Annotated in this window: 23 protein-coding genes; 16 read left to right on the plus strand and 7 right to left on the minus strand. The window is 73.9% G+C overall.

The window, feature by feature from the left end; all coding sequences use genetic code 11:
- Positions 1-149: 149 nt before the first annotated feature.
- The 7 genes from ACIO5E_RS35380 (at position 150) to rny (ending at position 7,843) form a co-directional block, all read left to right on the plus strand.
- A complete protein-coding gene (locus ACIO5E_RS35380; RefSeq protein ID WP_400675981.1) occupies positions 150-1,682 on the plus strand; it encodes a S8 family serine peptidase in 1,533 nt (510 codons plus the stop codon).
- A 66-nt stretch (positions 1,683-1,748) separates the two neighbouring features.
- On the plus strand, positions 1,749-2,339 hold the full coding sequence (locus tag ACIO5E_RS35385; protein ID WP_400675983.1) for a GNAT family N-acetyltransferase: 591 nt from the start codon (positions 1,749-1,751) through the stop codon (positions 2,337-2,339).
- Positions 2,336-2,530 (plus strand): DUF3046 domain-containing protein, encoded by a 195-nt coding sequence (locus ACIO5E_RS35390; protein ID WP_280685727.1) that lies wholly within the window; start codon positions 2,336-2,338, stop codon positions 2,528-2,530. Before ACIO5E_RS35385 ends, ACIO5E_RS35390 begins: the two co-directional genes overlap by 4 nt.
- A 79-nt stretch (positions 2,531-2,609) precedes the next feature.
- The gene (locus ACIO5E_RS35395; RefSeq protein ID WP_400675985.1) at positions 2,610-3,872 is read left to right on the plus strand and encodes an AI-2E family transporter; all 1,263 of its coding nucleotides are present in this window, start codon (positions 2,610-2,612) and stop codon (positions 3,870-3,872) included.
- A gap of 165 nt (positions 3,873-4,037) precedes the next feature.
- Entirely contained in the window at positions 4,038-5,156 is a 1,119-nt protein-coding gene (gene recA, locus ACIO5E_RS35400; RefSeq protein ID WP_280685728.1) for a recombinase RecA, read from the plus strand.
- A gap of 4 nt (positions 5,157-5,160) precedes the next feature.
- Positions 5,161-6,228: a recombination regulator RecX gene (gene recX / locus ACIO5E_RS35405; protein WP_400675987.1), complete on the plus strand. Its 1,068-nt coding sequence runs from the start codon at positions 5,161-5,163 to the stop codon at positions 6,226-6,228.
- A 145-nt stretch (positions 6,229-6,373) separates the two neighbouring features.
- Positions 6,374-7,843: a ribonuclease Y gene (gene rny, locus ACIO5E_RS35410; protein WP_400675989.1), complete on the plus strand. Its 1,470-nt coding sequence runs from the start codon at positions 6,374-6,376 to the stop codon at positions 7,841-7,843.
- A 7-nt stretch (positions 7,844-7,850) separates the two neighbouring features.
- Here rny and ACIO5E_RS35415 read toward each other — a convergent pair whose 3' ends face one another.
- From ACIO5E_RS35415 to ACIO5E_RS35435, 5 genes are all read right to left on the minus strand, one after another.
- Positions 7,851-9,587 (minus strand): FAD-dependent monooxygenase, encoded by a 1,737-nt coding sequence (locus tag ACIO5E_RS35415; protein WP_400675991.1) that lies wholly within the window; start codon positions 9,585-9,587, stop codon positions 7,851-7,853.
- 122 nt (positions 9,588-9,709) lie between these two features.
- Positions 9,710-10,561: an amino acid ABC transporter permease gene (locus ACIO5E_RS35420; RefSeq protein ID WP_400675993.1), complete on the minus strand. Its 852-nt coding sequence runs from the start codon at positions 10,559-10,561 to the stop codon at positions 9,710-9,712.
- Positions 10,558-11,208, minus strand: a complete 651-nt coding sequence (locus ACIO5E_RS35425) for an amino acid ABC transporter permease (RefSeq protein WP_280685732.1) — start codon at positions 11,206-11,208, stop codon at positions 10,558-10,560. Before ACIO5E_RS35425 ends, ACIO5E_RS35420 begins: the two co-directional genes overlap by 4 nt.
- A gap of 80 nt (positions 11,209-11,288) precedes the next feature.
- Entirely contained in the window at positions 11,289-12,197 is a 909-nt protein-coding gene (locus ACIO5E_RS35430) for a glutamate ABC transporter substrate-binding protein (RefSeq protein ID WP_400675996.1), read from the minus strand.
- A 121-nt stretch (positions 12,198-12,318) separates the two neighbouring features.
- Entirely contained in the window at positions 12,319-13,092 is a 774-nt protein-coding gene (locus ACIO5E_RS35435) for an amino acid ABC transporter ATP-binding protein (protein ID WP_400675998.1), read from the minus strand.
- 373 nt (positions 13,093-13,465) lie between these two features.
- Here ACIO5E_RS35435 and ACIO5E_RS35440 point away from each other — a divergent pair, with 373 nt between their 5' ends.
- Positions 13,466-14,221 (plus strand): response regulator transcription factor, encoded by a 756-nt coding sequence (locus tag ACIO5E_RS35440; RefSeq protein ID WP_400676000.1) that lies wholly within the window; start codon positions 13,466-13,468, stop codon positions 14,219-14,221.
- A 6-nt stretch (positions 14,222-14,227) separates the two neighbouring features.
- A complete protein-coding gene (locus ACIO5E_RS35445) occupies positions 14,228-15,649 on the plus strand; it encodes a sensor histidine kinase (RefSeq protein WP_400676002.1) in 1,422 nt (473 codons plus the stop codon).
- Between the two features lie 32 nt (positions 15,650-15,681).
- Here ACIO5E_RS35445 and ACIO5E_RS35450 read toward each other — a convergent pair whose 3' ends face one another.
- The gene (locus ACIO5E_RS35450) at positions 15,682-16,701 is read right to left on the minus strand and encodes a TAXI family TRAP transporter solute-binding subunit (RefSeq protein ID WP_400676004.1); all 1,020 of its coding nucleotides are present in this window, start codon (positions 16,699-16,701) and stop codon (positions 15,682-15,684) included.
- A gap of 128 nt (positions 16,702-16,829) precedes the next feature.
- Between ACIO5E_RS35450 and miaB the strand changes: the two genes are divergently transcribed.
- Positions 16,830-18,329 carry a tRNA (N6-isopentenyl adenosine(37)-C2)-methylthiotransferase MiaB gene (gene miaB, locus ACIO5E_RS35455; RefSeq protein ID WP_400676006.1) on the plus strand — a complete coding sequence of 500 codons (1,500 nt, stop codon included), beginning with the start codon at positions 16,830-16,832 and terminating at the stop codon, positions 18,327-18,329.
- Positions 18,330-18,407: 78 nt separating this feature from the next.
- Positions 18,408-19,106, plus strand: a complete 699-nt coding sequence (locus ACIO5E_RS35460; RefSeq protein WP_400676008.1) for a class III extradiol dioxygenase subunit B-like domain-containing protein — start codon at positions 18,408-18,410, stop codon at positions 19,104-19,106.
- Positions 19,107-19,121: 15 nt separating this feature from the next.
- Here the strand turns inward: ACIO5E_RS35460 and ACIO5E_RS35465 are convergent, their stop codons facing one another.
- Positions 19,122-19,385, minus strand: a complete 264-nt coding sequence (locus ACIO5E_RS35465; RefSeq protein ID WP_400676010.1) for an antitoxin — start codon at positions 19,383-19,385, stop codon at positions 19,122-19,124.
- 170 nt (positions 19,386-19,555) lie between these two features.
- Between ACIO5E_RS35465 and miaA the strand changes: the two genes are divergently transcribed.
- From miaA to hflX, 5 genes are all read left to right on the plus strand, one after another.
- Positions 19,556-20,506, plus strand: a complete 951-nt coding sequence (gene miaA / locus ACIO5E_RS35470) for a tRNA (adenosine(37)-N6)-dimethylallyltransferase MiaA (protein ID WP_400676012.1) — start codon at positions 19,556-19,558, stop codon at positions 20,504-20,506.
- A 226-nt stretch (positions 20,507-20,732) separates the two neighbouring features.
- Positions 20,733-21,233 (plus strand): hypothetical protein, encoded by a 501-nt coding sequence (locus tag ACIO5E_RS35475; protein WP_400676014.1) that lies wholly within the window; start codon positions 20,733-20,735, stop codon positions 21,231-21,233.
- 55 nt (positions 21,234-21,288) lie between these two features.
- Positions 21,289-22,197 (plus strand): diaminopimelate epimerase, encoded by a 909-nt coding sequence (gene dapF / locus ACIO5E_RS35480; RefSeq protein WP_400676016.1) that lies wholly within the window; start codon positions 21,289-21,291, stop codon positions 22,195-22,197.
- Positions 22,198-22,365: 168 nt separating this feature from the next.
- Entirely contained in the window at positions 22,366-24,705 is a 2,340-nt protein-coding gene (locus ACIO5E_RS35485; protein WP_400676017.1) for a RelA/SpoT family protein, read from the plus strand.
- A 104-nt stretch (positions 24,706-24,809) separates the two neighbouring features.
- The gene (hflX, locus tag ACIO5E_RS35490; protein ID WP_280685745.1) at positions 24,810-26,312 is read left to right on the plus strand and encodes a GTPase HflX; all 1,503 of its coding nucleotides are present in this window, start codon (positions 24,810-24,812) and stop codon (positions 26,310-26,312) included.
- Positions 26,313-26,350: the final 38 nt, after the last annotated feature.

A 26,350-nucleotide genomic window follows, 5' to 3' on the forward strand; every position in this document is an offset into this window, starting at 1 on the left:
TGCCGGGTGGCACCGACAACCGGGGGCCGGGGGAGCGGTGGTGGCACGGGTGTAGTTGAAGGAGCACAAAGGGCTATCCGCTCATATGGTGATGATTCAGACCCGTGATCCATTCGTGACCCATCGGACCGACGAGCGGAGGCCGTGCGATGGCGCAGGTGAACCCGTCCGGCGGTCCCGCCTGCCCCGCCCGTCGGCGCCGCACCGGCGGGCCAGTCCGGGCGCTGCTCGCGATGCTGCTCACCGCGCTCGTGGCCGGCGGCGCCGTCCCGTACGTGGCCGGATCGAGCCGGTCCTACCTCAGCTACCTGGTCCTGGCCGAGCAGGAGGACACCGCCGGTGCCGCCCGGGCCGGCGCCGAGAGCCGGGCGGCGGGCGGGCAGGTGGTCCAGGAGTACCCGCAGATCGGGGCCGTCCTGGCGTACGCCACCGGCGGCTTCGCGGACAAGCTGCGGGCCCGGCCCGGGATCGCCGCCGTCGGCGCCACCCGGACCGTGCCGGTGGTCGGCCCGCCCCGGCTGCTGGACGGCGCCGGGGACTTCTCCGCCGGCACCGACCGGGCCGGCCGCAGCAGCGCCGACCGGATGGACGGCGGCACCGTCACCGTGCCCGATCCGGCCGAGGGCGACCCGTGGAACCTCGCCATGCTCGGCGCCGCCGGTGCCCGGGCCGACGACGCCTCCGCCGCGCGGCCCGGGCCCGCGGCCGGCGCCGCGCCGACCGCCGACGCGCTGCGCAAGGTGCTGGTCGCGGTGCTCGACTCCGGCGTCGACGACACCCACCCGGACCTGCGGGCCGCCGTCGACCCGAAGGCTTCCGCCTCCTGCGCCGACGGTCGGCCCGATGCCCGCTCCGGCGCCTGGCGGCCCGACCCCGGCGTCGGCGAGAGCGGTCACGGCACCCACGTCGCCGGGATCGTCGGCGCCGCCCGGGACGGCCACGGCGTCACCGGGGTCGCGCCCGGCGTGCGGATCGCCGCCGTCCGGCTGCTCGGGCCGCTCGGCCAGTACTTCGCCGAGAACATCGTCTGCGGCATGCTCTGGGCCGCCGACCACGGTGCCAAGGCGATCAACAACAGCTACTTCGCCGACCCGTGGAAGTACAACTGCCCGGAGGACCCGGACCAGGCCGCGCTGATCGCCGCCGTCGGTCGGGCGTCCGGCTACGCCCAGCGCAAGGGCGCCGTGGTGGTCGCCTCGGCCGGCAACGACGGGCAGGACCTCGGGGCCGCCCGGTCCGACGAGCGCAGTCCCAACGACCGGGTCTCCGGGCCGGCCCGCTCCCGCTACCTGGGCGCCGAGTGCATCCGGCTGCCCGGCGAACTGCCCGGCGTGGTCACGGTCACCGCCGTCAACCGGGACGGCCACCCGTCCGGCTACTCGAACTTCGGGCGCGGCCGGGTCTCGCTGGCCGCCCCCGGCGGAGACCCGGACGGCGGCGCGCAGGGCGCGATCGTCTCCGACTGGCCCGGCGGGCAGTACGCGGCGCTGGCCGGCACCTCGATGGCGGCGGCGCACGTCACCGGCGCGGTCGCGGTGGCCGCCGCGCTGCACCCGGACTACGGCTCCGGCCCGCTCGCCGCCCTGCTCGCCGGTACCGCGGCCGCCGCCTGCCCGCCCGGGCCGTACGCCTGCGGGGACCGGCAGTACTTCGGTGCGGGGCTGCTCGCGCTGCCGCACTGAGGCGGGTGGGGGAGCGGGTGCGGAAAACCGGGTGCGGAGGCCGGTCCGACGGGTGAGGATCGGGGCGTGACCACCTTCCTCACCACCGAGCGGCTGCTCCTGCGCCGCTTCACCGCGGCGGACGCCGACCACCTTGTCGAGCTGGACGGCGACCCCGAGGTGATGCGCTACCTCACCGGCGGGCGGCCGACCGCGCGGGAGACGGTCGAGGGCGAGCTGCTGCCGCGCTACCTCGCGCACTACCGGCAGTACGGCGACCTCGGCTGGTGGGCGGCCGAGGAGCGGGCCGGCGGGGCGTTCCTGGGCTGGTTCGAGTTCCGGCCGACCACGGACGGCGAGCGTTCCGAGGTCGAGCTGGGGTACCGGCTGCGCCGGGCCGCCTGGGGGCTCGGGTACGCGACCGAGGGCGCGCGGGCGCTGGTCCGCCGCGGCTTCACCGAGCTGGGCGTGCGGCGGGTGGTGGCGTACACGATGACGGTGAACGCGGGCTCGCGGCGGGTGATGGAGAAGACCGGGCTGTCCTACGTCCGCACCTTCCACGAGGACTACCCGGAGGCGATCCCCGGCAGCGAGCACGGCGAGGTCGAGTACGCGCTGACGGCCGGGCAGTGGCAGGCCGCGGGCGGCGCGGGGCGGTCCGGGATACTGGAGCCATGAGGCTGACCGAGTTCTGGCGACGGATGCACGCGCACTTCGGGGAGGCGTACGCGGAGTCCTTCGCCGCCGACCACGTGATGAGCGAACTCGGCGGGCGGACGGTGCGGCAGGCGCTGGAGGCCGGCTGGGAGGCCAAGGACGTCTGGCGGGTGGTCTGCGAGACCCAGGGCGTCTCCGGCGTGCTGCGCTGATTCCTGATCCCCGATCTCTCTGGGCCGAACGAGGTGCCCGGTGCTCGGGCGGGCCCGGGCCATGGGTGAGACTGTCCGAGTGACCAGCAGCACAGAAGCACAGAATTCGGACAGGTCGGCGCGGGTTGCCGACGAGGCCGCGGGCGCGCCGCCCGAACCGCGGCTGCCGGAGGGTGAGGGGCCGGGCAGCAGGCTCTGGGGCAGCGGGATGCCGCGCTGGCTGCCCCGGGCGATGGTGTTGGCCCTGGTGCTGGTCGGGCTCTTCCAGCTCGCCGACTGGGCCTTCCACCAGCTGATCGACCTCTTCGTGATGCTGCTGGTGGCCTTCTTCCTCTCGCTGGCGCTGGAGCCGGCCGTCGACCGGATGGCGGCGCGCGGGGTGCGCCGGGGGGTCGGCACCTTCCTGGTGTTCGTCGCGGTGGGGATCGCGGTGATCGGGTTCCTCGCGGCGCTCGGCACGCTGCTGGTCGATCAGGTGGCGAAGATCGCCGGGGACCTGCCGCACCTGGTCGACAATCTGATGAACTGGGTCAATCGGACCTTCCATCAGGACCTGTCGCTGGGTGAGCTGCAGAAGAAGCTGCTCAAGGACTCCGGTGCGATCGAGAACTACGCCCAGCAGGCCGCCGACAACGTCTGGGGCGTTTCCTCCACCGTGATCGGCGGGCTCTTCCAGGCCTTCACGGTCGGGCTGTTCACCTTCTACTTCACCGCCGAGGGCCCGCGGGTGCGCCGGACGGTCTGCTCGCTGCTGCCGCCCGCCAAGCAGGGCGAGGTGCTGCGGGCCTGGGAGATCGCGCTCGCCAAGACCGGCGGCTACCTGTACTCCCGGGCACTGCTCGCGGTGGCCTCGGCGGCCGGGCACTGGGTGATGTTCGCGCTGCTCGACCTGCCGTACTCGGCCGCGCTGGCGGTCTGGGTCGGCGTCATGTCGCAGTTCGTGCCGACCATCGGGACGTACCTGGCCGGCGCGCTGCCGGTGCTGGTGGCGCTCACCGTGCAGCCGGTGGACGCGCTCTGGGTGCTGGTCTTCGTGGTGGTCTACCAGCAGGTCGAGAACTACCTGCTGCACCCGAGGATCACCGCGAAGACGGTGGACGTGCACCCGGCGGTCGCGTTCGGGGCGGTGATCGCGGGCGCGGCGCTGCTCGGCGCGGTCGGCGCGCTGATCGCCATCCCGGCGGCGGCCACCCTGCAGGGCTTCGTCGGGACGTACGTGCGGCGGTACGAGGTGGCCACCGACCCGCGGATCGACCGGGGCGAGCAGCGGCGGGCCCGGCGGGAGCTGCGCCGGGAGGCGGCGCGGCGGCTGCGGCGGATGGTCGGCGGCGACGGGAAGTGACCCCGCCACCGTTCGGACGTGCGAGGCTTGAATCGAACAGATGTTCTTTGTACTCTCCGGCGAGGAGTTTTCCACAGGCGGAGCCGGGTCGGGCTCGTTTGTCAGTGGGACGCGCTAGCGTCGAGGACGATGAAGCGCACAGCACAGAACCCGAGGGTGGAAGCCATGGCAGGTACGGACCGCGAGAAGGCTCTTGAGACCGCGCTCGCCCAGATCGAGCGGCAGTTCGGCAAGGGCTCGGTGATGCGCCTGGGCGAGAAGGCCAACGAGCCGATCGACGTGATCCCCACCGGGTCCACCGCCCTGGACGTGGCGCTCGGGGTCGGCGGCATTCCGCGTGGCCGCGTGGTCGAGATCTACGGGCCGGAGTCCTCCGGCAAGACCACGCTGACCCTGCACCTGGCGGCCAACGCCCAGCGGGCCGGCGGTACGGTCGCCTTCGTCGACGCGGAGCACGCGCTCGACCCGGAGTACGCCAAGAAGCTCGGGGTGGACACCGACGCCCTGCTGGTCAGCCAGCCGGACACCGGTGAGCAGGCCCTGGAGATCACCGACATGCTGATCCGCTCCGGCGCGATCGACCTGGTGATCATCGACTCGGTCGCGGCGCTCGTCCCGCGCGCCGAGATCGAGGGCGAGATGGGCGATTCGCACGTCGGTCTGCAGGCCCGGCTGATGAGCCAGGCGCTGCGCAAGATCGCCGGTGCGCTGAACCAGTCGAACACCACCGCCGTCTTCATCAACCAGCTGCGCGAGAAGATCGGTGTGATGTTCGGCTCGCCGGAGACCACGACCGGTGGCCGGGCGCTGAAGTTCTACGCCTCGGTCCGGCTGGACATCCGCCGGATCGAGACCCTGAAGGACGGCACCGAGGCGGTCGGCAACCGCACCCGCGTCAAGGTGGTCAAGAACAAGGTCGCCGCGCCGTTCAAGCAGGCCGAGTTCGACATCCTCTACGGCGTCGGCATCAGCCGCGAGGGCGGCCTGATCGACATGGGCGTCGAGCACGGCTTCATCCGCAAGTCGGGCGCCTGGTACACCTACGAGGGCGACCAGCTCGGCCAGGGCAAGGAGAACGCCCGCAACTTCCTGCGGGACAACCCGCAGCTCGCCGACGAGATCGAGCGGAAGATCAAGGGCAAGCTCGGCATCGGCCCGAAGACCGACGAGCCGGCTGAGGGCGAGGCGGCGCCCGCCGCCGCCGACGGCGCCGCGAAGCCGATCACCGCGACCGCCGCCAAGACGGCCGCGGCGAAGAAGACGGCGGCGGCTGCCAAGGCCTGAGCCGTTGACGCAGCACGACGCAGTGGGTGGCCCGGCCGGCCCCGAGGACGACGACCACGGCCCGCCGGACTGGTTCGCCGCGGTGGCGGAGGAGCCGGAGCCGTCGGCCGCGAGGGCGCCCCGAGCGCGGTCGCAGTCCCGGAAGGAGCGGCGGCGGGAGCGGTCCTCCGCCGGATCGTGGGCATCCGGTTCGGAGCCGGAGTTCGACCGGGCGCCGGCCCGGGCGGTGCGCGGCGCGGCGCCCGGGCCGGCTCCGGCGGAGCCGACGGTCGATGAGCTCGGGCTGGTCTCCGCCTCGGAGCTGCCCGCAGGCCGCCGCCGGCGCCGCTCGGCGCTGGCGGCCGAGGAGTTCGACGCGACCGCAGCGGCGGTCGACGGTTCGGGCGGGGCCGAGGCGGCCGGTCACGGGGGTGTGGCCGCCCCGGCCCCGCACACCGGCGCCGGCGCGCGACGGGGCCGGCGCGCGGCAGGACGCTCCGGGGGGCGCTTCGCCGAACACACGTCGGGCGAGGCGGGCGAGGAGCAGGACGCCGGAGCCCGTACCTCGCGGAAGCGGGCCGGGGCCGAGGAGTCCGTCGATCCCGAAACCCGCGCCCGCGACATCTGCCTGCGGCTGCTCACCGGCGCCGCCAAGAGCCGCAAACAGCTCGCCGACGCCCTGCACAAGCGGGAGATCCCGGACGACGTCGCCGACGAGGTGCTCACTCGGCTCGAAGAGGTCGGGCTGATCGACGACGCGGCCTTCGCCGCGGCCTGGGTGGAGTCCCGGCACGCCGTCCGGGGCCTGTCCCGGCGGGCGCTGACCCAGGAACTGCGCACCAAGGGGGTGGCCGCCGACCTGGTCGAGCAGGCCGTCGCCCAGCTCGACCACGACGACGAGACCGCGGCCGCCCGGGCGCTGGTCGACCGCAAGCTGCGGGCCACCCGAGGGCTGGACCGGCAGGTCCGGACGCGGCGGCTGGTCGGCATGCTGGCCCGCCGGGGCTACTCCGAGGGGCTGGCGTTCCGGGTGGTGCGCAGCGCGTTGGAGGAGGAAGAGGCGGGCGAACTGTCAGGAACCGAGAGGGACTAGTGGCAGTTTCGTACGCTTCTTGGTCCAGTCCAGGTCGAGCCTTGACCGTTTCGTGACCCACACCTAGCCTCGCACTCAGTGCGGGGGCGCTTCCGGACGGCGGTCCACGCCGGGCGGCGGGCAGCGGTGACGGGGAGTGGGCGGCATGAGGATCTCGGCGGGCACCGAATCGGACGCCTCCCTGCTACCGCTCGCCGGATCGGCCGGCGCCGCCCTGCTGGTCCTCGCGGTACTGGCCGGGCTGCTGGTCAGGCGGCTCCGGGCCGCCCAGCGCAGCGCCGCCGCCGAGGCCGAGCGCGTCCGGGGCCGGGCCGAGCAGCAGACCTCCCGGCAGCGGGCCGAACTCGCCCGGCGCGAGGAACAGTTGACCGAGGAGCTGCGCCGGATCCGGGCCCGGGAGGACGAACTCGCCGTCCGCTCCGCGGAGCTGGAGCGCACCCGGGGCGAGGCCGAGGCGCTGGTGACCCGCCGGGCGGCGGTGCTGGAGCGGGCCGCCGGACTCTCCGCCGAGCAGGCCCGGGCCGAACTCCTGCGCGAGGCCGAGGCCTCGGCCCGGCGGGAGGCCGCCGTCACCGTCCGGGAGATCGAGCGCGAGGCCACGGAGGAGGGGGAGCGCCGGGCCCGGGGCATCCTCGCCGGGGCGATCCAGCGGTTGGCGGCGGTGCAGACCGCCGAGACGGCGGTCACCGTGTTCCGGCTGCCGAGCGAGGACATGAAGGGCCGGATCATCGGCCGCGAGGGCCGCAACATCCGTGCCTTCGAGGCGGTCACCGGCGTCAACCTGATCATCGACGACACTCCCGCGTCGGTGCAGCTCTCCTGCTTCGACCCGGTCCGCCGGGAGACCGCCCGGCTCACCCTGGCCCAGCTGGTCGAGGACGGCCGGATCCACCCGACCCGGATCGAGCACCTCCACGAGCGCAGCCGCGAGGAGGTCGAGCAGTGCTGCGTACGGGCCGGCGAGGACGCCCTGCTGGACGCCCGGGTCGGCGGGATGCACCCCGAACTCGTCCGCACCCTGGGCAGCCTTCGCTACCGGGTCTCGTACGGGCAGAACGTGCTCGGGCACCTGCTGGAGTCCGCGCACCTGGCCGGGATGATGGCCGCCGAACTCGGGGTGGACCCTGAGCAGGTCCGGCGGGCCGCGCTGCTGCACGACATCGGCAAGGCGCTCACCCACGAGGTCGAGGGCAGCCACGCGGCGGTCGGCGCGGACTTCGCCCGTCGGCACGGGGAGCCACCGGAGGTGGTGCACGCGATCGCCGCGCACCACGGCGAGGTGGAGCCGCGCAGCGTGGCGGCCGTGCTCACGCAGGCCGCGGACGCCTGCTCGGGCGGGCGGCCCGGGGCCCGCAAGGAGTCGCTGGAGGTGTACGTGCGGCGGCTGGCCCGGCTGGAGGAGATCGCCCGTGCGCACGAGGGCGTGGCCGAGGTGTACGCGATGCAGGCCGGGCGCGAGGTGCGGGTGATGGTGCGGCCGGAGGAGGTGGACGACCTGGGGGCGCAGTCGATCGCCCGGGAGGTCGCCCGGCAGGTCGCCGAGGAGCTGACCTACCCGGGCCAGATCCGGGTGACGGTGGTCCGGGAGAGCCGGGCGATCGCGGTGGCCGGCTGAGTGAGCGTCACGCGCTGGGCGAGTCCACCTGTTCCGGCGCAGGCGCAGGCGCGGCCGCGGGTTCGGGCTCCGGTTCGGGTCCGCCGGCGAGCGGGGCTGGCCCGCCCCGTGCCCGGTCGGCGAGCGCGAGCAGGTCCTCGGCGGCCGCGCCCTGGGTGACGCCGACCAGGTGCCCGTCCGGCCGGATCAGCAGCACGGTGTGCGGCCCGGCCTCCGGGTACTCCTCGGTGACCAGCACCTCGGCCGGCACCGGCAGCGCGGCGGCGACCTCGGCGAGCCGCGGCATCAGCCCGGCGCCCAGCCAGTGCTCGGCGGACCAGACGGCGGTGCCGGGGGCGACCAGCAGCAGCAGGAAGGTGGCACCGAGCCGGGCGTGCAGGTGGTCCGGGGTGCCGTCGGCGGCGAGCACCGGCAGGTCCGGGACGAGCACGCCGGGGGCGGTGGCGGGCAGCAGTTCGCTGAGCGAGGTGGCGCTGCGGGCGCCGCGCTGGACCGGCACCCGGCCGGGGACGCCCGAGGGCGCCGCCGGGTAGGCGGGCGCGCCGCCGAAGCGGCCGGTGCCGAGCTGGCCGTCGGCGAGCAGCGGCGCGTGCTTGCGGAAGCCCCCGACCAGCAGCGAGCGCCGGGTCTGCTGCCAGCCGCGCAGCGGGCGCAGCAGCGGCATGGCCTGGTCGACGGCGCGCAGCCGGGCGCCGACCGCGCCGCGCCGCTCGGCCTCGTAGCCGTCCAGCAGGGAGCCGCCGGGCTGCGGGCCGCCGGAGTGGAGGTGCCAGGCGAGGGCGAGCCGCCAGGCGAGATTGTCGGCGTCGCGCAGCCCGTCGGCGAGGTTCTGCATGCCGAGGGCGCCGTGCAGGTGGGCGGCGTCGCCGGCGAGGAAGCAGCGGCCGCTGCGGAACCGGGCGGCCAGGCGCTGCTGGGCGGTGTGGTCGGCGGCGGCGAGCAGTTCGAAGCGGGGGAGTTCGCCGCACCAGCCGGTGAGGGCGGTGGTGACCCGGGTGAGCAGGGTGTCGCCGGTGACGATGCCGGGCCAGGTGGCGTGCGGGTCGACCGGTTCGGTGGGGGCGGGCCGCCCGGGGGGCAGCCGCCAGTCGAGCCGCCAGACGCCGTCCGGCAGCGGGCGGGCGGAGGCCTCGCGGTCGCCGCGCCACGGGGGCTCGCGGTGCAGCCGGGCCTCGTGGAACGGCAGGTCGACCCGGACGGTGGCGATGGCGTTGCGGTCGACGGCGGGGCGGCCGGGGAAGCGGATCTTCAGGAGCTTGCGGACGGCGGACCTGGCGCCGTCGCAGCCGACCAGGTGGCTGCCGCGCCACCAGGTGCTGGAACCGTCCTGGGTGCCGTGGGTGCGGACGCTGACGCCGTCGCGGTCCTGTTCGAGCTCGCAGACCCGGCTCAGCGGGACCAGCTTGACCAGCGGGGTGCCGGTCAGGGCGTCCCGCAGGCCGCGCTGGAGGCGGTGCTGGGGGAGGTGGAAGGTGGGGGAGTCGGTGAGGTCGATCCGCAGCATCTCCTGGCGGCGGCGCCAGACGGTGAAGGAGTCCCACAGGGCGGCGTCCGAGACGGCCCGCGGGTAGCCGATCCGGGTGAGGAAGGAGGCGGTGTCGGCGCCGAGGACGACGCTGCGCGGGCCCTCGGGACAGAGCCCGGAGCCCTCGTCCAGGACGATGGTCGGCACCTCGTGCCGGGCCAGGGCGAGGGCCAGGGCCAGACCGACCGGTCCGGCCCCGACCACGATCACCGGGTCCATGCCGTGACCTCCGGGCACGAACCGGCCGATGGGCCGGCGTCAGTTACCGCTGCCGCATATGCCGCGTGGATGCTCCCGGGAGGTGTCACGAAGAGCAATGCAACAGTTCACCTGGGTGTGCGTCAAGCAGCAGATGAAGTGCGCCGGTTCGCGCCGCGACGGCCGCGTGCTTCGATCCACCGGGCGAGCGCGGTGAGGAGCAGGCACATGGCGACGTAGATCGGACCGATCACGAGGACCACGGGGATGTAGGGGAAGCCCGCGGCGTTGATCGGCTGACTGGCGATCGCCTTACCGACGAACAGCAGCTCGTGGTAGGTGATGACGAAGCCGAGCGAGGTGTCCTTCAGGGTGACGACCAGCTGGCCGATCATCGAGGGCAGCATCGAGCGGACCGCCTGCGGCACCAGGATGCCGGCCATCACCTGGGTCTTGCGCATGCCGAGCGCGTAGGCCGCCTCGCCCTGGCCGCGCGGGACGGCGTTGACGCCGCTGCGGATGATCTCGGCCTGCACCGAGCCGTTGTAGAGGGTGAGCCCGAGCACCAGCGCCCACATCGGCTCCTTGGCGAAGAACGCGTAGTAGAGCGCGACGATCAGGATCAGCAGCGGCATCGCCCGGAAGAACTGGACGAAGCCGACGCACGCCCAGCGGATCGGCCTGTGGTCCGAGAGCTGCCCGGCGGCGAGCAGGGCCCCGAGCGTGAGCGAGAACAGCGCCGCCAGCCCGAAGGCCTCCAGGGTGGAGACCAGGCCGTCCAGGATCCGCTGCTGGACGGTGTTGTACTGGAACACGTCCCACAGCTGCGGGTCGAACTGGCCGTTGTCGGAGAGCGCGGCGAAGACGTACCAGAGCAGTCCGGCGACACCGATCAGCGCCAGCACCCCGAACAGCCGGTACCGGGCGCGGGCCCGCGGGCCGGGGGCGTCGTAGAGGACGCTGGCCGTGGAGGTGCGGGTGAAGAGGCTGCTCATCGGGCCACCGCCAGTCGGGATTCCAGGACGCGGAACAGCGTGGCGACCGCGGCGCTGATCACCAGGTAGGCGCAGGCCACCCAGAAGAAGATCGCGAAGATCGCGTAGCCGCGCTCGGAGAAGGTCTGCTGCACGCTGTACAGCTCGCCGACGCTGAACGCGCCGGCGATCGCCGAGTTCCTCGGCAGCGCGATGAACACGCTGCTCAGCGGGGCCAGGACGGTCCGGGCGGCCTGCGGCAGGACGACCAGGGTGAGGGTCTGACCGAAGGTCATGCCGAGGCTGCGGGCCGCCTCGGCCTGGCCGAGCGGCACGGTGTTGATGCCCGAGCGGATCACCTCGCAGACGAACGAGGCGGTGTAGCCGCCGAGCGCCAGCACCCCGAAGACGAGGTGGCTGAAGTGCACGCCGAGCGGCGGCAGGCCGAACTCGACGGCGAAGAACAGCAGGGTCAGCGGGGTGTTGCGGAAGAGCGTCACCCAGGCGGTGCCGAAGGCACGCAGGACCGGCACCGGGGAGACCCGGAAGGCCGCCAGCAGGGTGCCCAGCAGCAGGGCGAGCAGGGCGCTGAGCGCGCTCAGCTCGATCGTCTGCAGGAAGCCGTCGCGGAACAACGAGAAGTTGTCGTCCTCGAACAGGAACCCCATCCGGCGGCCCTCCTCTCAGGGGTCGGGGACTCGGGAGTGGTCGGGAGCGGTCGGCCGGGAGCCGGCCGACCACGGGTGGATCAGTAGCGGTCGAGGGCCGGCGGGGTCGGCGCGGCGGAGCCGGACAGGCCCAGCGTCGCGTCGTAGGCCTTCTTCCAGTCGCCGTTGTCCTCGTGGGCCTTGAGGGCGTCGCTGATGGCGCCGCGCAGGGCCGCGTCGTCCTTGTTGAGGCCGACGCCGTAGTTCTCCTTGGTGAACGGCTTGCCGACGACCTTGAGCTTGCCGGCGAACTTGGAGGCGTAGCCCTTGAGGATCGCGTCATCGGTGGTGACCGCGTCGACCTCGCCGGCCATCAGCTTCTCGACGCAGGCCGAGTAGGTGTCGAACTGGGTGACCTTGGCGTTGTACTGCTGGATGTTCTTGATCGAGGTCGAGCCGGTGGCGGTGCAGACGTTCTTGCCGGTGACGCTCTCCGGGCCGGTGATCGAGGTGTTGTCGTTCTTCACCAGGAAGTCCTGGCCGGCGATGTAGTACGGGCCGGCGAAGGAGACCGACTTCTTGCGCTCGTCGTTGATGCTGTAGGTGCCGACGTAGAAGTCGATCTGGCCCTTGGCGATGGCCGGCTCGCGCTGCGAGGAGACCAGGGTCTGCCACTTGATCTGCTGCGGGGTGAAGCCGAGGTCGGCGGCGATCATCTTGGCGATCTCGATGTCGAAGCCGCTGCGGTCGCCGCTGGCGACGTCCTCGAAGCCCAGGAACGGCTGGTCGGCCTTGGCGCCGATGATCAGCTGGCCGCGCTTCTTGGCCTCGGCGAGGACCGCGGAGTCGATCTTGACGTCGGTCTTGACCGTGTAGGTCGGCAGCGCCGGGGCGTTGCTGCCGCTCGCGGCGGCGCCGGCGGCACCGGGGGAGCCGTCCTTGCCGCAGGCGGCGGTGGCGGTGAGCGCGACGGCACAGAGCGCGACGGCGAGGGTGCGACGAGTCCTCATGAGGGTGTTCTCCTGGGAGCTGGGCCACGGCGTCAACCGGGCTCTGGCGTCTGGAAGGTGCGTGCACGGGCGGGGCCGCCCGGCGCCCTTGCCGGCGGCGGCCCCGGGTCGTCCCGGAGCGTCAGTGGTGGAGGATCTTCGAGAGGAAGTCCTTGGCGCGGTCGGAGCGCGGCGCGGTGAAGAAGGCGTCCGGGGTGTTCTGCTCGACGATCCGGCCGTCGGCCATGAACAGCACGCGGTTGGCGGCGGAGCGCGCGAAGCCCATCTCGTGGGTGACCACGACCATCGTCATGCCGTCGGCGGCCAGCTGGCGCATGACCTCCAGCACCTCGTTGACCATCTCCGGGTCGAGGGCCGAGGTGGGCTCGTCGAAGAGCATCACCTTGGGCTTCATCGCCAGCGCCCGGGCGATCGCCACGCGCTGCTGCTGGCCGCCGGAGAGCTGGGCGGGGTACTTGTCCGCCTGCGCCCCGACACCGACCCGTTCCAGCAGCTCGCGGGCGGTCTTCTCGGCTTCCGGCCGGGCGACCTTGCGCACCTTGACCTGGCCGATGACCACGTTCTCCAGCACGGTCTTGTGCGCGAACAGGTTGAAGCTCTGGAACACCATGCCGACCTCGGCGCGCAGCCGGGCCAGCTCCCTGCCCTCGGCGGGCAGCGGGCGGCCGTCGAGGGTGATCGCGCCGGAGTCGATCGCCTCCAGCCGGTTGATCGTCCGGCAGAGCGTCGACTTGCCCGAGCCGGACGGCCCGATCAGGACCACGACCTCGCCCTGGACGATCTCCAGGTCGATGTCCTGCAGGACGTGCAACGCTCCGTAGTGCTTGTTCACGCCGCTCAGCACGACCAGGGGGGCGGCTGCAGGGGTGGAGTCCTCGACCGGATTCTCGGCCATCGCGCCTGCTCCCTCGTGTCGGCCCGTGAAAGTCTGAACTCCCTTGGGCGGCAATGGTGGTACGAAATCCGGGAGCCGCGACCGGCGGAGCCGCAGCCCCCGGTGGGCCGACCATAGGAGCGATGACGACGTGCCGTCAGCCGATCTGAGCGGAACTTGAGGATCACGAAACGGCCACACGCTGCTCGCGGACTGTTCGCCCGGTCGCCAACGGGGCATGTGACAGCGGGCGCTCGCGCCGGTGCACCCCGTCCCGGGGGAGCCCGCTGGGCGGCCGAGCCTGGCGTCCGGCCGCCCGCTGGCCCATACTGCGCAGGACCGGGACCCGACCGGGTGGGCCCCGGTGATCAGGTGGGGGAAGGAGGAGAACAGGATGCGACTGCTGCTCGTCGAGGACGACGAACGCGTGGCCGCCGCGCTGGTCGCGGTGCTGGGCCGGCACGGCTTCCAGGTCCGGCACGCCCGCAGCGGGCACGAGGCGCTGGACGCCCTGGTGCCGGACGGCAACGACCCGTACCGGGTGGTGCTGCTCGACCTCGGGCTGCCGGACCGCGACGGCTTCGAGGTGTGCAGCCGGATCAGGGCCGGCAGCGGCGTCCCGGTGATCATGGTCACCGCCCGCGCCGACATCCGCTCCCGGATCCACGGCCTCAACCTGGGCGCCGACGACTACGTCACCAAGCCCTACGACATGGGCGAGCTGCTCGCCCGCATCCACGCGGTAGCCCGCCGCGGCCTCGCCCCGGCCTCGGTGGCGGTGCCCGCGCCCGACGCCGTCCCGCAGCAGCGCGGCCCGCTGGAGTCCCGCGGCATCCGAATAGACCGGGAGCGCCGCCGGGTCAGCGTGGACGGCCGGGACGTGCCGCTCACCCGCAAGGAGTTCGACCTGCTCGCCCTGCTCGCGCAGAGCCCCGGGGTGGTCTACCGGCGCGAGCAGATCTTCAGCGAGGTCTGGCGCAGCGGCTGGGAGGGCAACGGGCGCACCCTGGAGGTGCACATCGGCTCGCTGCGCAACAAGCTCGCGCTGCCCGGGCTGGTCGAGGCCGTCCGCGGCGTCGGCTACCGCCTGATCCCCGAGTCCCCGGCGTCCGCCGCGGGCCCGGCCCCGTCCGCCCCCGCGGAGCACTGACCGCTCGTGCGTACCCGTCTGCTCGGGATCCTGATCGCCCTCATGCTCTGCGTCCTGGCCGCCCTCGGGCTGCCGCTCGCGGCGGCGGTCGCGGCGGCCGAGCAGAGCAGGGTGGTCGTCGACCGGCTCGACGACGCCGCCCGCTTCGCCCAGGACCTTCCCACCTCCGGCCCCTCGGTGGTGGAGTCCGCGCTCAAGGGCGACCCGGAGCCCGCCCCCGGCGACGCCAGCCGTCGGCACGCGATCGACGCCGAGGTCCGCCGCTACCACGACCTGTACGGCGTGCGGCTGGGCATCTTCCAGCGCGACGGCCTGCCGATCGCCGCCGCACCCGCCGACTGGCGGGTGCCCTCCGGCGGCTGGGGCGCGCAGGCCTTCCAGGAGGCGCTGGACGGGCGGCGCAGCCACAACCCGCCGCAGGTCTGGCCGTGGACCGGCGACCGCACCCTCACCGTGGCCACCCCGGTGGTGCGCGACGGCGACGTGGTCGCGGTGGTGCTCAGCGAGTCCCCGACCGGGGCGCTGCGCACCCGGATGCTGCACAGCTGGCTGGTGATCGGCGCGGGCGAGGCCGCCGCGATGATCGTCGCGGTGCTGCTGGCCGTCCGGCTCACCGAGTGGGTGCTGCGCCCGGTCCGCACCCTCGACCGGGCCACCCACGACATCGCCACCGGCCGGATGGCCGCCCGGGTCGCGCCCGGCGGCGGGCCGCCCGAGCTGCAGCGGCTGGCCCGCTCGTTCAACGAGATGGCCGACCACGTGGTGCTCGCCATGGACCAGCAGAAGGCCTTCGTCGCGGACGCCTCGCACCAGCTGCGCAACCCGCTGGCGGCCCTGCTGCTGCGGGTCGAGGTGCTCGGCCTGGAGCTGCCCGAGGGGCACGAGGAGGAGCTCGGCGGCGTCCGGGAGGAGGGCGCCCGGCTGGCCCGGGTGCTGGACGACCTGCTCGGCCTGGCCACCGCCGAGCACGCCCGCCCCGAACCCGAGCAGACCGACCTCGCCGCGCTCACCCTGGCCCGGGTGGACGCCTGGCGGCCGGTGGCCGAGCAGCGCGGGATCGAGCTGTGCTGGGAGGGCCCGGCGCTCGCCCTCGGCATGGCCGACCCGATCGGCTTCGGCTCCGCCCTGGACGCCGTGGTGGACAACGCGCTCAAGTTCGGCCCGGCCGGCAGCCGGGTGCGGCTGAAGGTCTCGGTGCGCCGGGACGAGGTCGCGGTGACCGTCACGGACGCCGGGCCCGGCCTGGCCGAGGACGAGCTGCCCCGCGCCGGGGACCGGTTCTGGCGCAGCCCGCGGCACCAGAACGTGGACGGCTCCGGGCTGGGCCTGTCGATCGCCCGCACCCTGCTGGCGGCCGGCGGCGGCTCGCTCGGCTTCGCCCCGGTCAAGCCGACCGGGCTCGCGGTGACGCTGGCGGTGCCGCGGTAGCGCCCTGCGGCGTCACCGGGCGGTGGTGGCCCCTACGGCTTCACCGAGCGGTAGTAGCGCGCCGCGCCCTCGTGCAGCGGGAGCGGGTCGGTGTAGACGGCGGTGCGCAGGTCGACCAGCTGGGCGGCGTGCACCTGGGAGCCGATCTGGTCGCGGCTGTCGATCACCGCCCGGGTCATGCCCTCGACCAGGCCCGGGTCCACGTCGTCCCGGGTGATCAGCAGGTTGGGCACGGCCACGGTGGCGACGGCGTCCTTGGGGTCGGCGTTCGGGTAGGTGCCCTTGGGCATGGTGGCCGCCCGGTAGGCGTCGGTGCCGCCGCCCTCCATCTTGTGGAGGGCCCCGGCCAGGTCCCCCAGCGGCACGATCCGGATCCGCACGTGGTCGGACAGGTCGGTGAGGGCGCTGGTCGGCAGGCCGCCGGACCAGAAGAAGGCGTCGAGCTTCTTCTCGCGCAGCTGGTCCGCGGCGTCGCCGACGCCCGCCGACACCGGGACGATGTCGTGGTCCGGGTCCAGGCCGGCCGCGGCCAGCAGCCGCCTGGTCACCAGGTTCACCCCGGACTGCGGCAGGCCCACGCCGACCCGTAGCCCCCTGAGGTCGGCCGTGCTGTGCACCGGGGAGGAGGCCGGGACGATCAGCTGGAGGTAGTCGTCGTACAGCCGCGCGATCGCCCGCAGCCGGTCCTTGCCGGGTCCCTGGTAGTCGGCGACGGCGTCGGCGGTGGCGATCGCGAAGTCGTCCTGGCCGCTGGTCACCCGGGCCAGGTTGTCGACCGAGCCCTCGGTGTTGTCCAGGGCCAGCCGTACCCCCGGCATCGCCTTGGCGACGTGGCCCTCCAGCAACTGGCCGTACCGGTCGTAGACGCCGCGCTGCACGCCGGTCGCGAAGCGCGTCTCGCCGCGCGGGTACCCGGGCGAGCGGCCCGCCGACAGCCACCAGCCGCCCAGCCCCGCGACCAGCAGCACCAGGACCAGGACCGCCCGCCACAACGGGCTGCGGGCCGCGGTGCGGACGGCGGCGCCGAGACGGGACGGGGTGGTGGGGGCCATGCAGGGATACTGCCAGGCCGCCCGGCGGAACGGGAGGGGTCGGCGGGAGGAACGGGCCGGGGCCCGGGGGTGAGCGCCCGCGCAACGGCGGGGGAAAAGCGCTTCGCGGCTGCCCGTACCCTGGTCTGGTGAGCGGTGAGAGCGGATTGAAGAGCTACAAGGTCGTCACGTACGGCTGCCAGATGAACGTCCACGACTCCGAGCGGCTGTCCGGCCTGCTGGAGGACGCGGGCTACGTCAAGGCCGGGCAGGACGGCGACCCGGACCTGGTCGTGTTCAACACCTGCGCGGTGCGGGAGAACGCCGACAACAAGCTGTACGGCAACCTCGGGCAGCTGGCGCCGGTCAAGACCCGCCACAAGGGCATGCAGATCGCCGTCGGCGGCTGCCTCGCGCAGAAGGACCGCGACACCATCGTCCGCAAGGCCCCCTGGGTCGACGTGGTGTTCGGCACCCACAACATCGGCCACCTGCCGGCGCTGCTGGAGCGGGCCGCGGTCGAGCGCAAGGCCCAGGTCGAGATCCTGGAGTCGCTGGAGACCTTCCCCTCCACGCTGCCGACCCGCCGCGAGTCCGCGTACGCCGCCTGGGTCGCCATCTCGGTCGGCTGCAACAACACCTGCACCTTCTGCATCGTCCCGGCGCTGCGCGGCAAGGAGGAGGACCGCCGCCCCGGCGACGTCCTCGCCGAGATCGAGGCGCTGGTGGACGAGGGCGTCATCGAGGTGACCCTGCTCGGCCAGAACGTCAACGCCTACGGCTCCGACCTGGGCGACCGCGAGGCCTTCTCCAAGCTGCTGCGCGCCGCCGGCCAGATCGAGGGCCTGGAGCGGATCCGCTTCACCTCGCCGCACCCGCGGGACTTCACCGACGACGTGATCGCCGCGATGGCCGAGACGCCGAACGTGATGCACCAGCTGCACATGCCGCTGCAGTCCGGCTCGGACACCGTCCTCAAGGCGATGCGCCGCTCCTACCGCCAGGAGCGCTTCCTCGGGATCATCGGCAAGGTCCGCGCGGCGATGCCGGACGCGGCCATCTCCACCGACATCATCGTGGGCTTCCCCGGCGAGACCGAGGAGGACTTCGAGCAGACGATGCACGTCGTCCGCGAGGCCCGCTTCACCAACGCCTTCACCTTCCAGTACTCCAAGCGCCCCGGCACCCCGGCCGCCGAGATGGCGGACCAGGTGCCGAAGGCCGTCGTGCAGGCCCGCTACGACCGGCTGATCGCCCTCCAGGAGGAGATCTCCTGGGAGGAGAACAAGAAGCAGGTCGGCCGGACCCTGGAGATCCTGGTCGCCGAGGGCGAGGGCAAGAAGGACGACAGGACCGACCGGCTCTCCGGCCGCGCCCCCGACAACCGGCTGGTCCACTTCACCAGGCCGGCCGAGCCGGTGCGCCCGGGCGACATGGTGACCGTGGGGATCACCTACGCCGCCCCGCACCACCTGCTCGCCGAGGGCCCGACGCTCGCGGTGCGCCGCACCCGGGCCGGCGACGCCTGGGAGAAGCGCCAGGCCAAGCCCGCGGCCAAGCCGGCCGGGGTGATGCTCGGCCTGCCGACCATCGGTGCCCCGGCCGCGCTGCCGCTCGTCGCCCCGGCGGGCGGCTGTTGCGGCGACTGACGGCCCGCTTCGAACGGCGGCCCGGCGGGATCTTCGAGTCCCGCCGGGCCGCCGTCGTTCGCGGTTAGAGTGATCCACATGCTGGTAGCCGCCGCCGTGTGCCCCTGTCCGCCGCTGCTCGTACCCGAGGTCGCCGCCGGGGCGGCCGCCGAGCTGGACGCGCTGCGGGCCGCCTGCGACGAGGCGCTGGCGGCGCTGGTCGCGGCCGACCCGCACCTGGTCGTGGTGGTCGGCGCCGGTCCGGCGGCCGAGGTGTGGACCGAGGGAGGGGCGGGCTCCTTCCAGCGCTACGGCGTGCCGCTGGTCGCCAAGCTGCCCGGCGGCCGGATCGAGGGGCCGGAGTTGGCGCCCTCGCTGACGGTCGGCGCCTGGCTGCTGGAGCGCGCCGGGGTGACCCTGCCGACGCACGCCTGCGCGGTGCCCGCCGACGCGCCCGCCGACCGGATGCTCGGGCTCGGCCAGGGCCTGGCCCAGCTGGCCGACCGGGTCGCCCTGCTGGTGGTGGGCGACGGCAGCGCCTGCCGCTCGGTGAAGGCGCCCGGCTACCTGGACGAGCGCGCCGAGGGCTTCGACGCCGTGCTGGCCGCCGCCCTGGGCTCCGCCGACCTGCCCGCCCTCGCCGCCCTGGACCCCGCCCTGGCCGCCGAGCTCAAGGCCGAGGGCCGGGCGCCCTGGCAGGTACTGGCCGGCGCCGCGGAGGGCGCCGGCCTCACCGCGCGGCTCGCCTACCAGGACGCCCCGTACGGGGTCGGGTACCTGGTGGCCTCCTGGAGCTGAGCACCGCGGGGGACGTCAGGACTGCGGCCCCTGGCCGTTGCCGCCGGCCGGCCCGTGGTCGCCCGGCTTCGGCTTGTGGGCGAAGTCGTCCACCGCGCCCTTCGCCTTGCTGGCACCGTGCTCGATCTTGTCGCTGTACTTGCCCTTGGTCGCCTTGTCGATCGCGCCACCGGCCTTGTCCACCACGTGCTCGATCTGCTCGCTGTGCTTGCCCGCGAGCTCACTGGCCTTGTCCTTGAGCTCCCCGGCCTTGCCCTTGAGGTTGTCCATCAGACCCATGGCGATCTCACCCTTTCTTCCCTGTCTCCTGCACAACGCTCGTCGCCGCCGAACCGTTCGCAAACCGGCTCCAACTGCGGAAATGTCCGGAAACAGTCATATCGTCGCGCAGTCGGGGCCGGCGGGCAGCCCGGTCTCCGGTGCGGCGGCGGTTTTGCGAGACTGGAGCGGTGAGCAGCTCCCGCACCGTCCAGCCCCGCGTCGTCTCGATCGTCGGCGCGACCGCCGCCGGCAAGTCCGATCTGGCCGTCGCCCTCGCCCGCAGCCTCGGCGGCGAGGTGATCAACACCGACTCGATGCAGCTGTACCGGGGCATGGACATCGGCACCGCCAAGCTCACCACGGCCGAACGCGGGGGAGTGCCGCACCACCTGCTGGACGTCTGGGACGTCACCGAGGCCGCCAGCGTCGCCGAGTACCAGCGGCTGGCCCGGGCCGAGATCGACCGGCTGCTCGCCGCCGGGCGCACGCCCGTCCTGGTCGGCGGCTCCGGGCTGTACGTCCGGGCGGCGATCGACGAGATGGAGTTCCCCGGTACCGACCCGGCGGTCCGGGCCCGGCTGGAGGCCGAACTGGAGCAGGACGGCCCGTACGCGCTGCACCGGCGGCTGGCCGAGCTGGACCCGGCGGCCGCCGAGGCGATCCTGACCGGCAACGGGCGGCGGATCGTCCGGGCGCTGGAGGTCATCGAGATCACCGGGCAGCCGTTCACCGCCAACCTGCCGAGCAACACCGCCGTCTACGACGCGGTGCAGATCGGCGTCGCGGTGCCGCGCCCCGAGCTGGACGAGCGGATCACGCTGCGGGTCGACCGGATGTGGCAGGCCGGACTGCTGGACGAGGTGCGCGCGCTGGAGCGGACCGGGCTGCGGGAGGGGCGGACGGCCTCCCGGGCGCTCGGCTACCAGCAGGTGCTGGACCACTTCGCCGGCGAGTGCACCGAGGACGAGGCGCGGGCCGAGACCGTCCGGGCCACCAAGCGCTTCGCCCGCCGCCAGGAGTCCTGGTTCCGTCGCGACGGCAGGATCCACTGGCTGTCCCGCCCGGTCGGCACCGACCCCGTCGAGCTGCTGGAACGCTCCCTCGAACTGATCGACCGTCAGGAGGTTCCGGCCGGGTAGACGGGTTCCGGCCAATCCGGCGGTGCACCTGCGCGCGCAGGTGGCCGTGCAGGACGAACCGGCGGTCACGGGCCGATCACGTGATGGCCACGGATCACCCGTCGACGCCGGTCAGGCCCGGAACGCCCGTCTGGACATGCCATCATCGAAGCCGTAGGGGTCGGCCGCGCGGGCCGACCGTGCCCGACCGCGAGTCCGCTCGTGTCGAACTGTCAGGGGAGGCCGCGTGTCGACGGGTACCGGCCCCGAATCGGGTCAGAGCGGGAGTGTCACCGCACCGGCCGACGAGTCGACGAGGGGCGACCTGCCCGTGCTGACCGACCTGGACGCGCCCACCTCGTACGCGGTCGCGCTGCCCGCCCTGGACACCCGCACCCCGGCGGGCGCGGTGCACGAGCGGGAGATCCGACCGCTGCGCCGGCTCCGCTGGTGGCAGACCCTGCCGATCGCCCTGCTGGGCACCCTCGGCTCGCTGATGTTCGCCTTCCCGCTCGCCTTCGGCTCGGCCGGGGCGCGCTCCACCATGGTCGGCATGCTCGGGCTGCTGTTCACCGCCGCCTCGGTCGGCTGGGGCGCGATGGCCGCGCGGCACGCCGGGTACAAGTGGCCGGGCCTGCCGCGCCGCGGCTCCGGGCAGCGGGCCGGCTGGAAGGCGATCGTGGCCTACACCCTGATCGCGCTGGCGGCCTGCGTGCTGGCCGTCTGGCGGGTCGCCTACCTGCGCTGATCCGCCCATCGGACCGGCCCGGTGGCGGGCGCACCGGTTCAGTACCATCGGGAGGGTGAGCGCATCCTCCCCGCAGCCGGTCGGCGTTCCCTTCTTCAAGGGGCACGGCACCCAGAACGACTTCGTCATCGTCCCGGACCCGGACGGCGAGCTGGCGATCGGCCCCGCGGCCGTTGCCGCGCTGTGCGACCGGCGGGCGGGGATCGGCGGGGACGGGCTGCTGCGCGTGGTGCGCTCCGCCGCCGACCCGGCCGCCGCGGACCAGGCCGACCGGGCCGAGTGGTTCATGGACTACCGCAACTCCGACGGCAGCATCGCCGAGATGTGCGGCAACGGCGTGCGGGTCTTCGCCCGCTACCTGGTCGAGGCCGGCCTGGCCGAGCCCGGCGAGCTGGCGATCGCCACCCGCGCCGGGGTGCGGACGGTGCGGGTCGCCGAGGACGCCGCGGACGGCACGCCCGGCGAGGTCACCGTCGACATGGGCCGGGCCCGGCTGCCCGGGCCGGACGGCGTCGAGGTCGCGGTCGGCGCGCGGCGCTGGCCCGCGCTGAACGTCAACATGGGCAACCCGCACGCGGTGGCCTTCGTGGCGAGCCTGGACGACGCCGGGGACCTGTACTCCGCGCCGCTCACCACCCCCGAAGGGGCCTACCCGGAGGGCGTGAACGTCGAGTTCGTGGTGGACCGCGGGCCGCGGCACGTCGCCATGCGGGTGTACGAGCGCGGCTCCGGCGAGACCCGCTCCTGCGGCACCGGCACCTGCGCCGTCGCGGTGGCCGCCATCCGCCGGGACGGCGTCGACCCGGCGGTCACCGGCGAGCCGGCCACCTACACCGTGGACGTGCCGGGCGGCCGACTGGTCATCACCGAGCACCCGGACGGCCGGATCGAGAAGACCGGCCCGGCGGTGATCGTGGCCGCCGGCGAGATCGACGCCCGTTGGTGGGCCGAGCTGACGGGCTGACGGCCCGGTTTGCCCATTTCGTACGGCGGCGAATCCGCCCGTTCGGGTGACGCCTGTCGCGGACGGGAAGCAAGGCAACGCGGAACGTGCTCTGCTCGGTAGCATGGACCACCGGGAAGGCGCCCCTCGGCGGGGTGGCGGCCGGTGATCGCTGCCGGAGGTGCGCCGATGACCATCGAAGCCGGGCAGCCCCTGACGGGGCAGCCGACGTCCGCACGGCAAGCCGGGGCCAGGCGGCCCCTGGGGGAACTCGGCCGGGCCGCGCTCGGCCGGGCCGGGCGGGCCGCCCTGCTGGCCACCGGCCGGCCGCCCGTCCCGGACGCCCTCGAACCGCTGGTCCGGGTCCACCGCGAACACCATCCGCAGGCCGACCTCGGCCTGCTCGCCCGGGCGTACCGGCTCGCCGAGGCCAGCCACCGCGGCCAGAAGCGCAAGAGCGGCGAGCCGTACATCACCCATCCGCTGGCCGTCACCATGATCCTGGCCCAACTCGGCGCCGGGACCACCACCTTGGTCGCCTCACTGCTCCACGACACCGTCGAGGACACCGAGTTGACGCTGGATCAGGTCGGCGCCGGGTTCGGGCCCGAAGTCGCCTATCTGGTCGACGGGGTGACGAAGTTGGAGAAGGTCGACTTCGGCGCCGCCGCCGAGGCCGAGACCTTCCGCAAGATGCTGGTCGCCACCGGGGACGACGTCCGGGTGATGGTGATCAAGCTCGCCGACCGGCTGCACAACATGCGCACCATCCGGCACATGAAGCCGGCCAGCCAGGTGCGGATCGCCAAGGTCACCCGGGACGTGCTGATCCCGCTGGCCGAACGGCTCGGCATCCAGGTCCTCAAGGCGGAGCTGGAGGACATCGTCTTCGCCACCCTGCACCCCGAGGAGTACGCCCGCACCCGGGCCCTGATGTCCGGCCACGAGAGCCGGCCGGACGCCCTGCTGGAACCCTTCGCCCGGCTGCTGGCCCGCCAGCTGGCCGAGACCGGGGTGGCCGCCGAGGTCACCGTCCGGCCCCGGCACTGCGTCTCGCTGCACCGGGTGCTGCTCAAGCGGGCCGCCGCGCCCGGGCGGGACGGGCAGCCGCAGGGGCCGCAGCCGGCCGACTTCGGGCGGCTGCTGGTGGTGGTCGAGGAGAACGCCGACTGCTACGCCGTGCTCGGCGAACTGCACACCTGCTGGACGCCGCTGCCCGGCGAGTTCAAGGACTTCGTCGCCGCTCCCAAGTTCAACCTGTACCAGTCGCTGCACACCGCCGTGGCGTTGACCGGCGGCACGGTCGTCGAGGTGCTGGTGCGCACCCGGCGGATGCACGAGGTCGCCGAGACCGGGGTGGTCGCGCTCGGCGACCCGGAGCCGGCCGGCGCCGTCCAGGACGCCGACGAGCTCGACCGCACCGACCCGGCCCGGCCGGGCTGGCTCAGCCGGCTGCTGGAGTGGCAGCAGGAGACCCCGGACCCGGACGCCTTCTGGTCCGCGCTCACCGCCGACCTGGCCGGCGACCGCGAGATCACCGTCGTGACGGAGTGCGGCGAAACGCTTCAGCTGAGGGCCGGCGCCACCTGCGTGGACGCCGCCTACCTGCTCGGCGAGGAGACCGGCCACCGCTGCATCGGCGCCCGGGTCAACGGCCGGCTCACCGCGCTCTCCACCGTCCTGCAGGACGGCGACCGGCTCGCCGTGCTCACCGAGACGCTGCCCACCGGGAGCGTGCACACCGAGGACGGGCCGCGCGCCGCCGAACCCTCCGGCCCCTCGCCCGAGTGGCTCGCGCACGCCCGGACCCCGGCCGCCCGGCTGGCCATCGAACGCTGGCTCGCCGACCATCCGGCGCGGCTGCCGGTGGTGCGCACCGGCCCCTCCAGCGGCCAGCCCGCCCCGCCCGCGCACCGGGCCGCCGAGCGCCGGTCGGCCCCGGTCGCGGTGGCCGGCCGGCCCGGGGCGCCCGTGCGGCTGGCCCGCTGCTGCACGCCCGTCCCGCCGGACGAGGTGGTCGGCTACCCGATCCGCGGCGGCGCCGTCGCCGTGCACCGCACCGGCTGTCCGGCCGGGGAGCGGATGCGCGCGGCCGGGCGCGCGGAGCTGGACGTCCGCTGGCAGCCGGAGGGCGCCCCGGCGGACGGCCACCGGGCGACCCTGCGGGCCGAGGCGCTCAACCGGCCCCGGCTGCTCGCCGACCTCACGGCGGCCATCTCCGCCGAGGGAGTCGGCATCGTCTCGGCCGAGGTCGAGCCGCCGCAGGAGCTGCGGGTCCGGCACACCTACACCGTCGAACTGCCCGAGCCGGCCGCGCTGCCCACGCTGATGCGGGCGATGCTCAGGGTCTCCGGGGTGTACGACGTGAGCCGGCCGCAGGCCCCCGAGGGCGGCGGTGCCCGGGAACCCGGGGGAAATGGGGATGACCGGCCGGCGCCGGGCGTGCGACCATCATGGGGAATTCACGGCCGGTCCACGGCGTTCTCAGGGCACAGGAGCCCCGGTGGCGCCCAAGGACCTGAGGGGTAGCTCACCTCGCCCGGACGGTAACCGGGGCGGCAGCTGGGCAGACTCCGGGTAGGACCGTACGTGCGGTCCCCACCGGCCACCCGCACCAGCGACCAAAGGACAGAATGACCTCCACGTCCGACACCCGCGACCACGCCGACGCCCCGCGCCGCCTCGACGGTCTGCGGGCGGAAGCCCTCATGGACGAGGATCTCGCGGCCATCGACGAGGACCTCGGCCACCACTACGACGGCGACCAGTACGACCGCAGCGAGCGTGCCGCCCTGCGCCGGGTCGCCGGCCTCTCCACCGAACTCGAGGACGTCACCGAGGTCGAGTACCGCCAGCTCCGCCTGGAGCGCGTGGTGCTCGTCGGCGTCTGGACCGACGGCACGCTGGAGGAGGCGGAGAACTCGATGGCCGAGCTCGCCGCGCTCGCCGAGACGGCCGGCTCCGAGGTGCTGGACGGTGTGATCCAGCGCCGCGACAAGCCCGACGCCGCCACCTACATCGGCTCCGGCAAGGCGAAGGAGCTGCGCGACATCGTCGCCGCGACCGGCGCCGACACCGTGGTCTGCGACGGTGAGCTCACCCCCGGCCAGCTGATCCAGCTGGAGGACGTGGTCAAGGTCAAGGTCGTCGACCGGACGGCCCTGATCCTGGACATCTTCGCCCAGCACGCCAAGTCCCGGGAGGGCAAGGCGCAGGTCTCGCTCGCCCAGATGCAGTACATGCTGCCCCGGCTGCGCGGCTGGGGTCAGTCGCTGTCCCGGCAGATGGGTGGTGGCGGCTCCGGCTCGTCCGGCGGCGGCATGGCCACCCGTGGTCCCGGTGAGACCAAGATCGAGACCGACCGGCGCCGGATCCGCGAGAAGATGGCGAAGCTCCGCAAGGAGATCGTCGAGATGAAGAAGGGCCGCGACACCAAGCGCCAGGAGCGCAAGCGCCACCAGGTGCCGTCGGTGGCCATCGCCGGGTACACCAACGCCGGCAAGTCCTCCCTGCTCAACCGGCTCACCGGTGCCGGCGTGCTGGTGGAGAACGCCCTGTTCGCCACCCTGGACCCGACCGTGCGCCGGGCCCAGACCCCGAGCGGGCGGGTCTACACCCTGGCCGACACCGTCGGCTTCGTCCGGCACCTGCCGCACCACCTGGTCGAGGCGTTCCGCTCGACCATGGAGGAGGTCGCCGACGCGGACCTCATCCTGCACGTGGTCGACGGCTCGCACCCCGAGCCGGAGACGCAGCTGGCCGCCGTCCGCGAGGTCATCGTCTCGGTCGACGCGCAGAACGTGCCGGAGATCGTGGTGATCAACAAGGCGGACGCCGCCGATCCGCACGTGCTGCAGCGCCTGCTGCGCCGCGAGCCGCACGCCATCGTGGTGTCGGCCCGCAGCGGCGCGGGCATCGAGGAGCTGTTGAAGCTCATCGACGACGAGCTGCCGCGCCCGGCGGTCGAGGTGCGGGCCCTGGTGCCCTACACCCAGGGCGGGCTGGTCTCCCGGGTGCACGCCGAGGGCGAGCTGCTCGCCACCGAGCACACCGGCGAGGGCACGCTGGTGCACGCCAAGGTGTCGGCCGAGCTGGCCGCCGAGCTGGAGCGCTACGCGGTGGCGCTGCAGGGCTGAGGCGCCGAGCCGACGAGGGGCCCCCGGACGCGAGTCCG

Origin of the sequence: Kitasatospora sp. NPDC087314 (genome assembly GCF_044744365.1) — a bacterium.
Taxonomy (GTDB): domain Bacteria; phylum Actinomycetota; class Actinomycetes; order Streptomycetales; family Streptomycetaceae; genus Kitasatospora.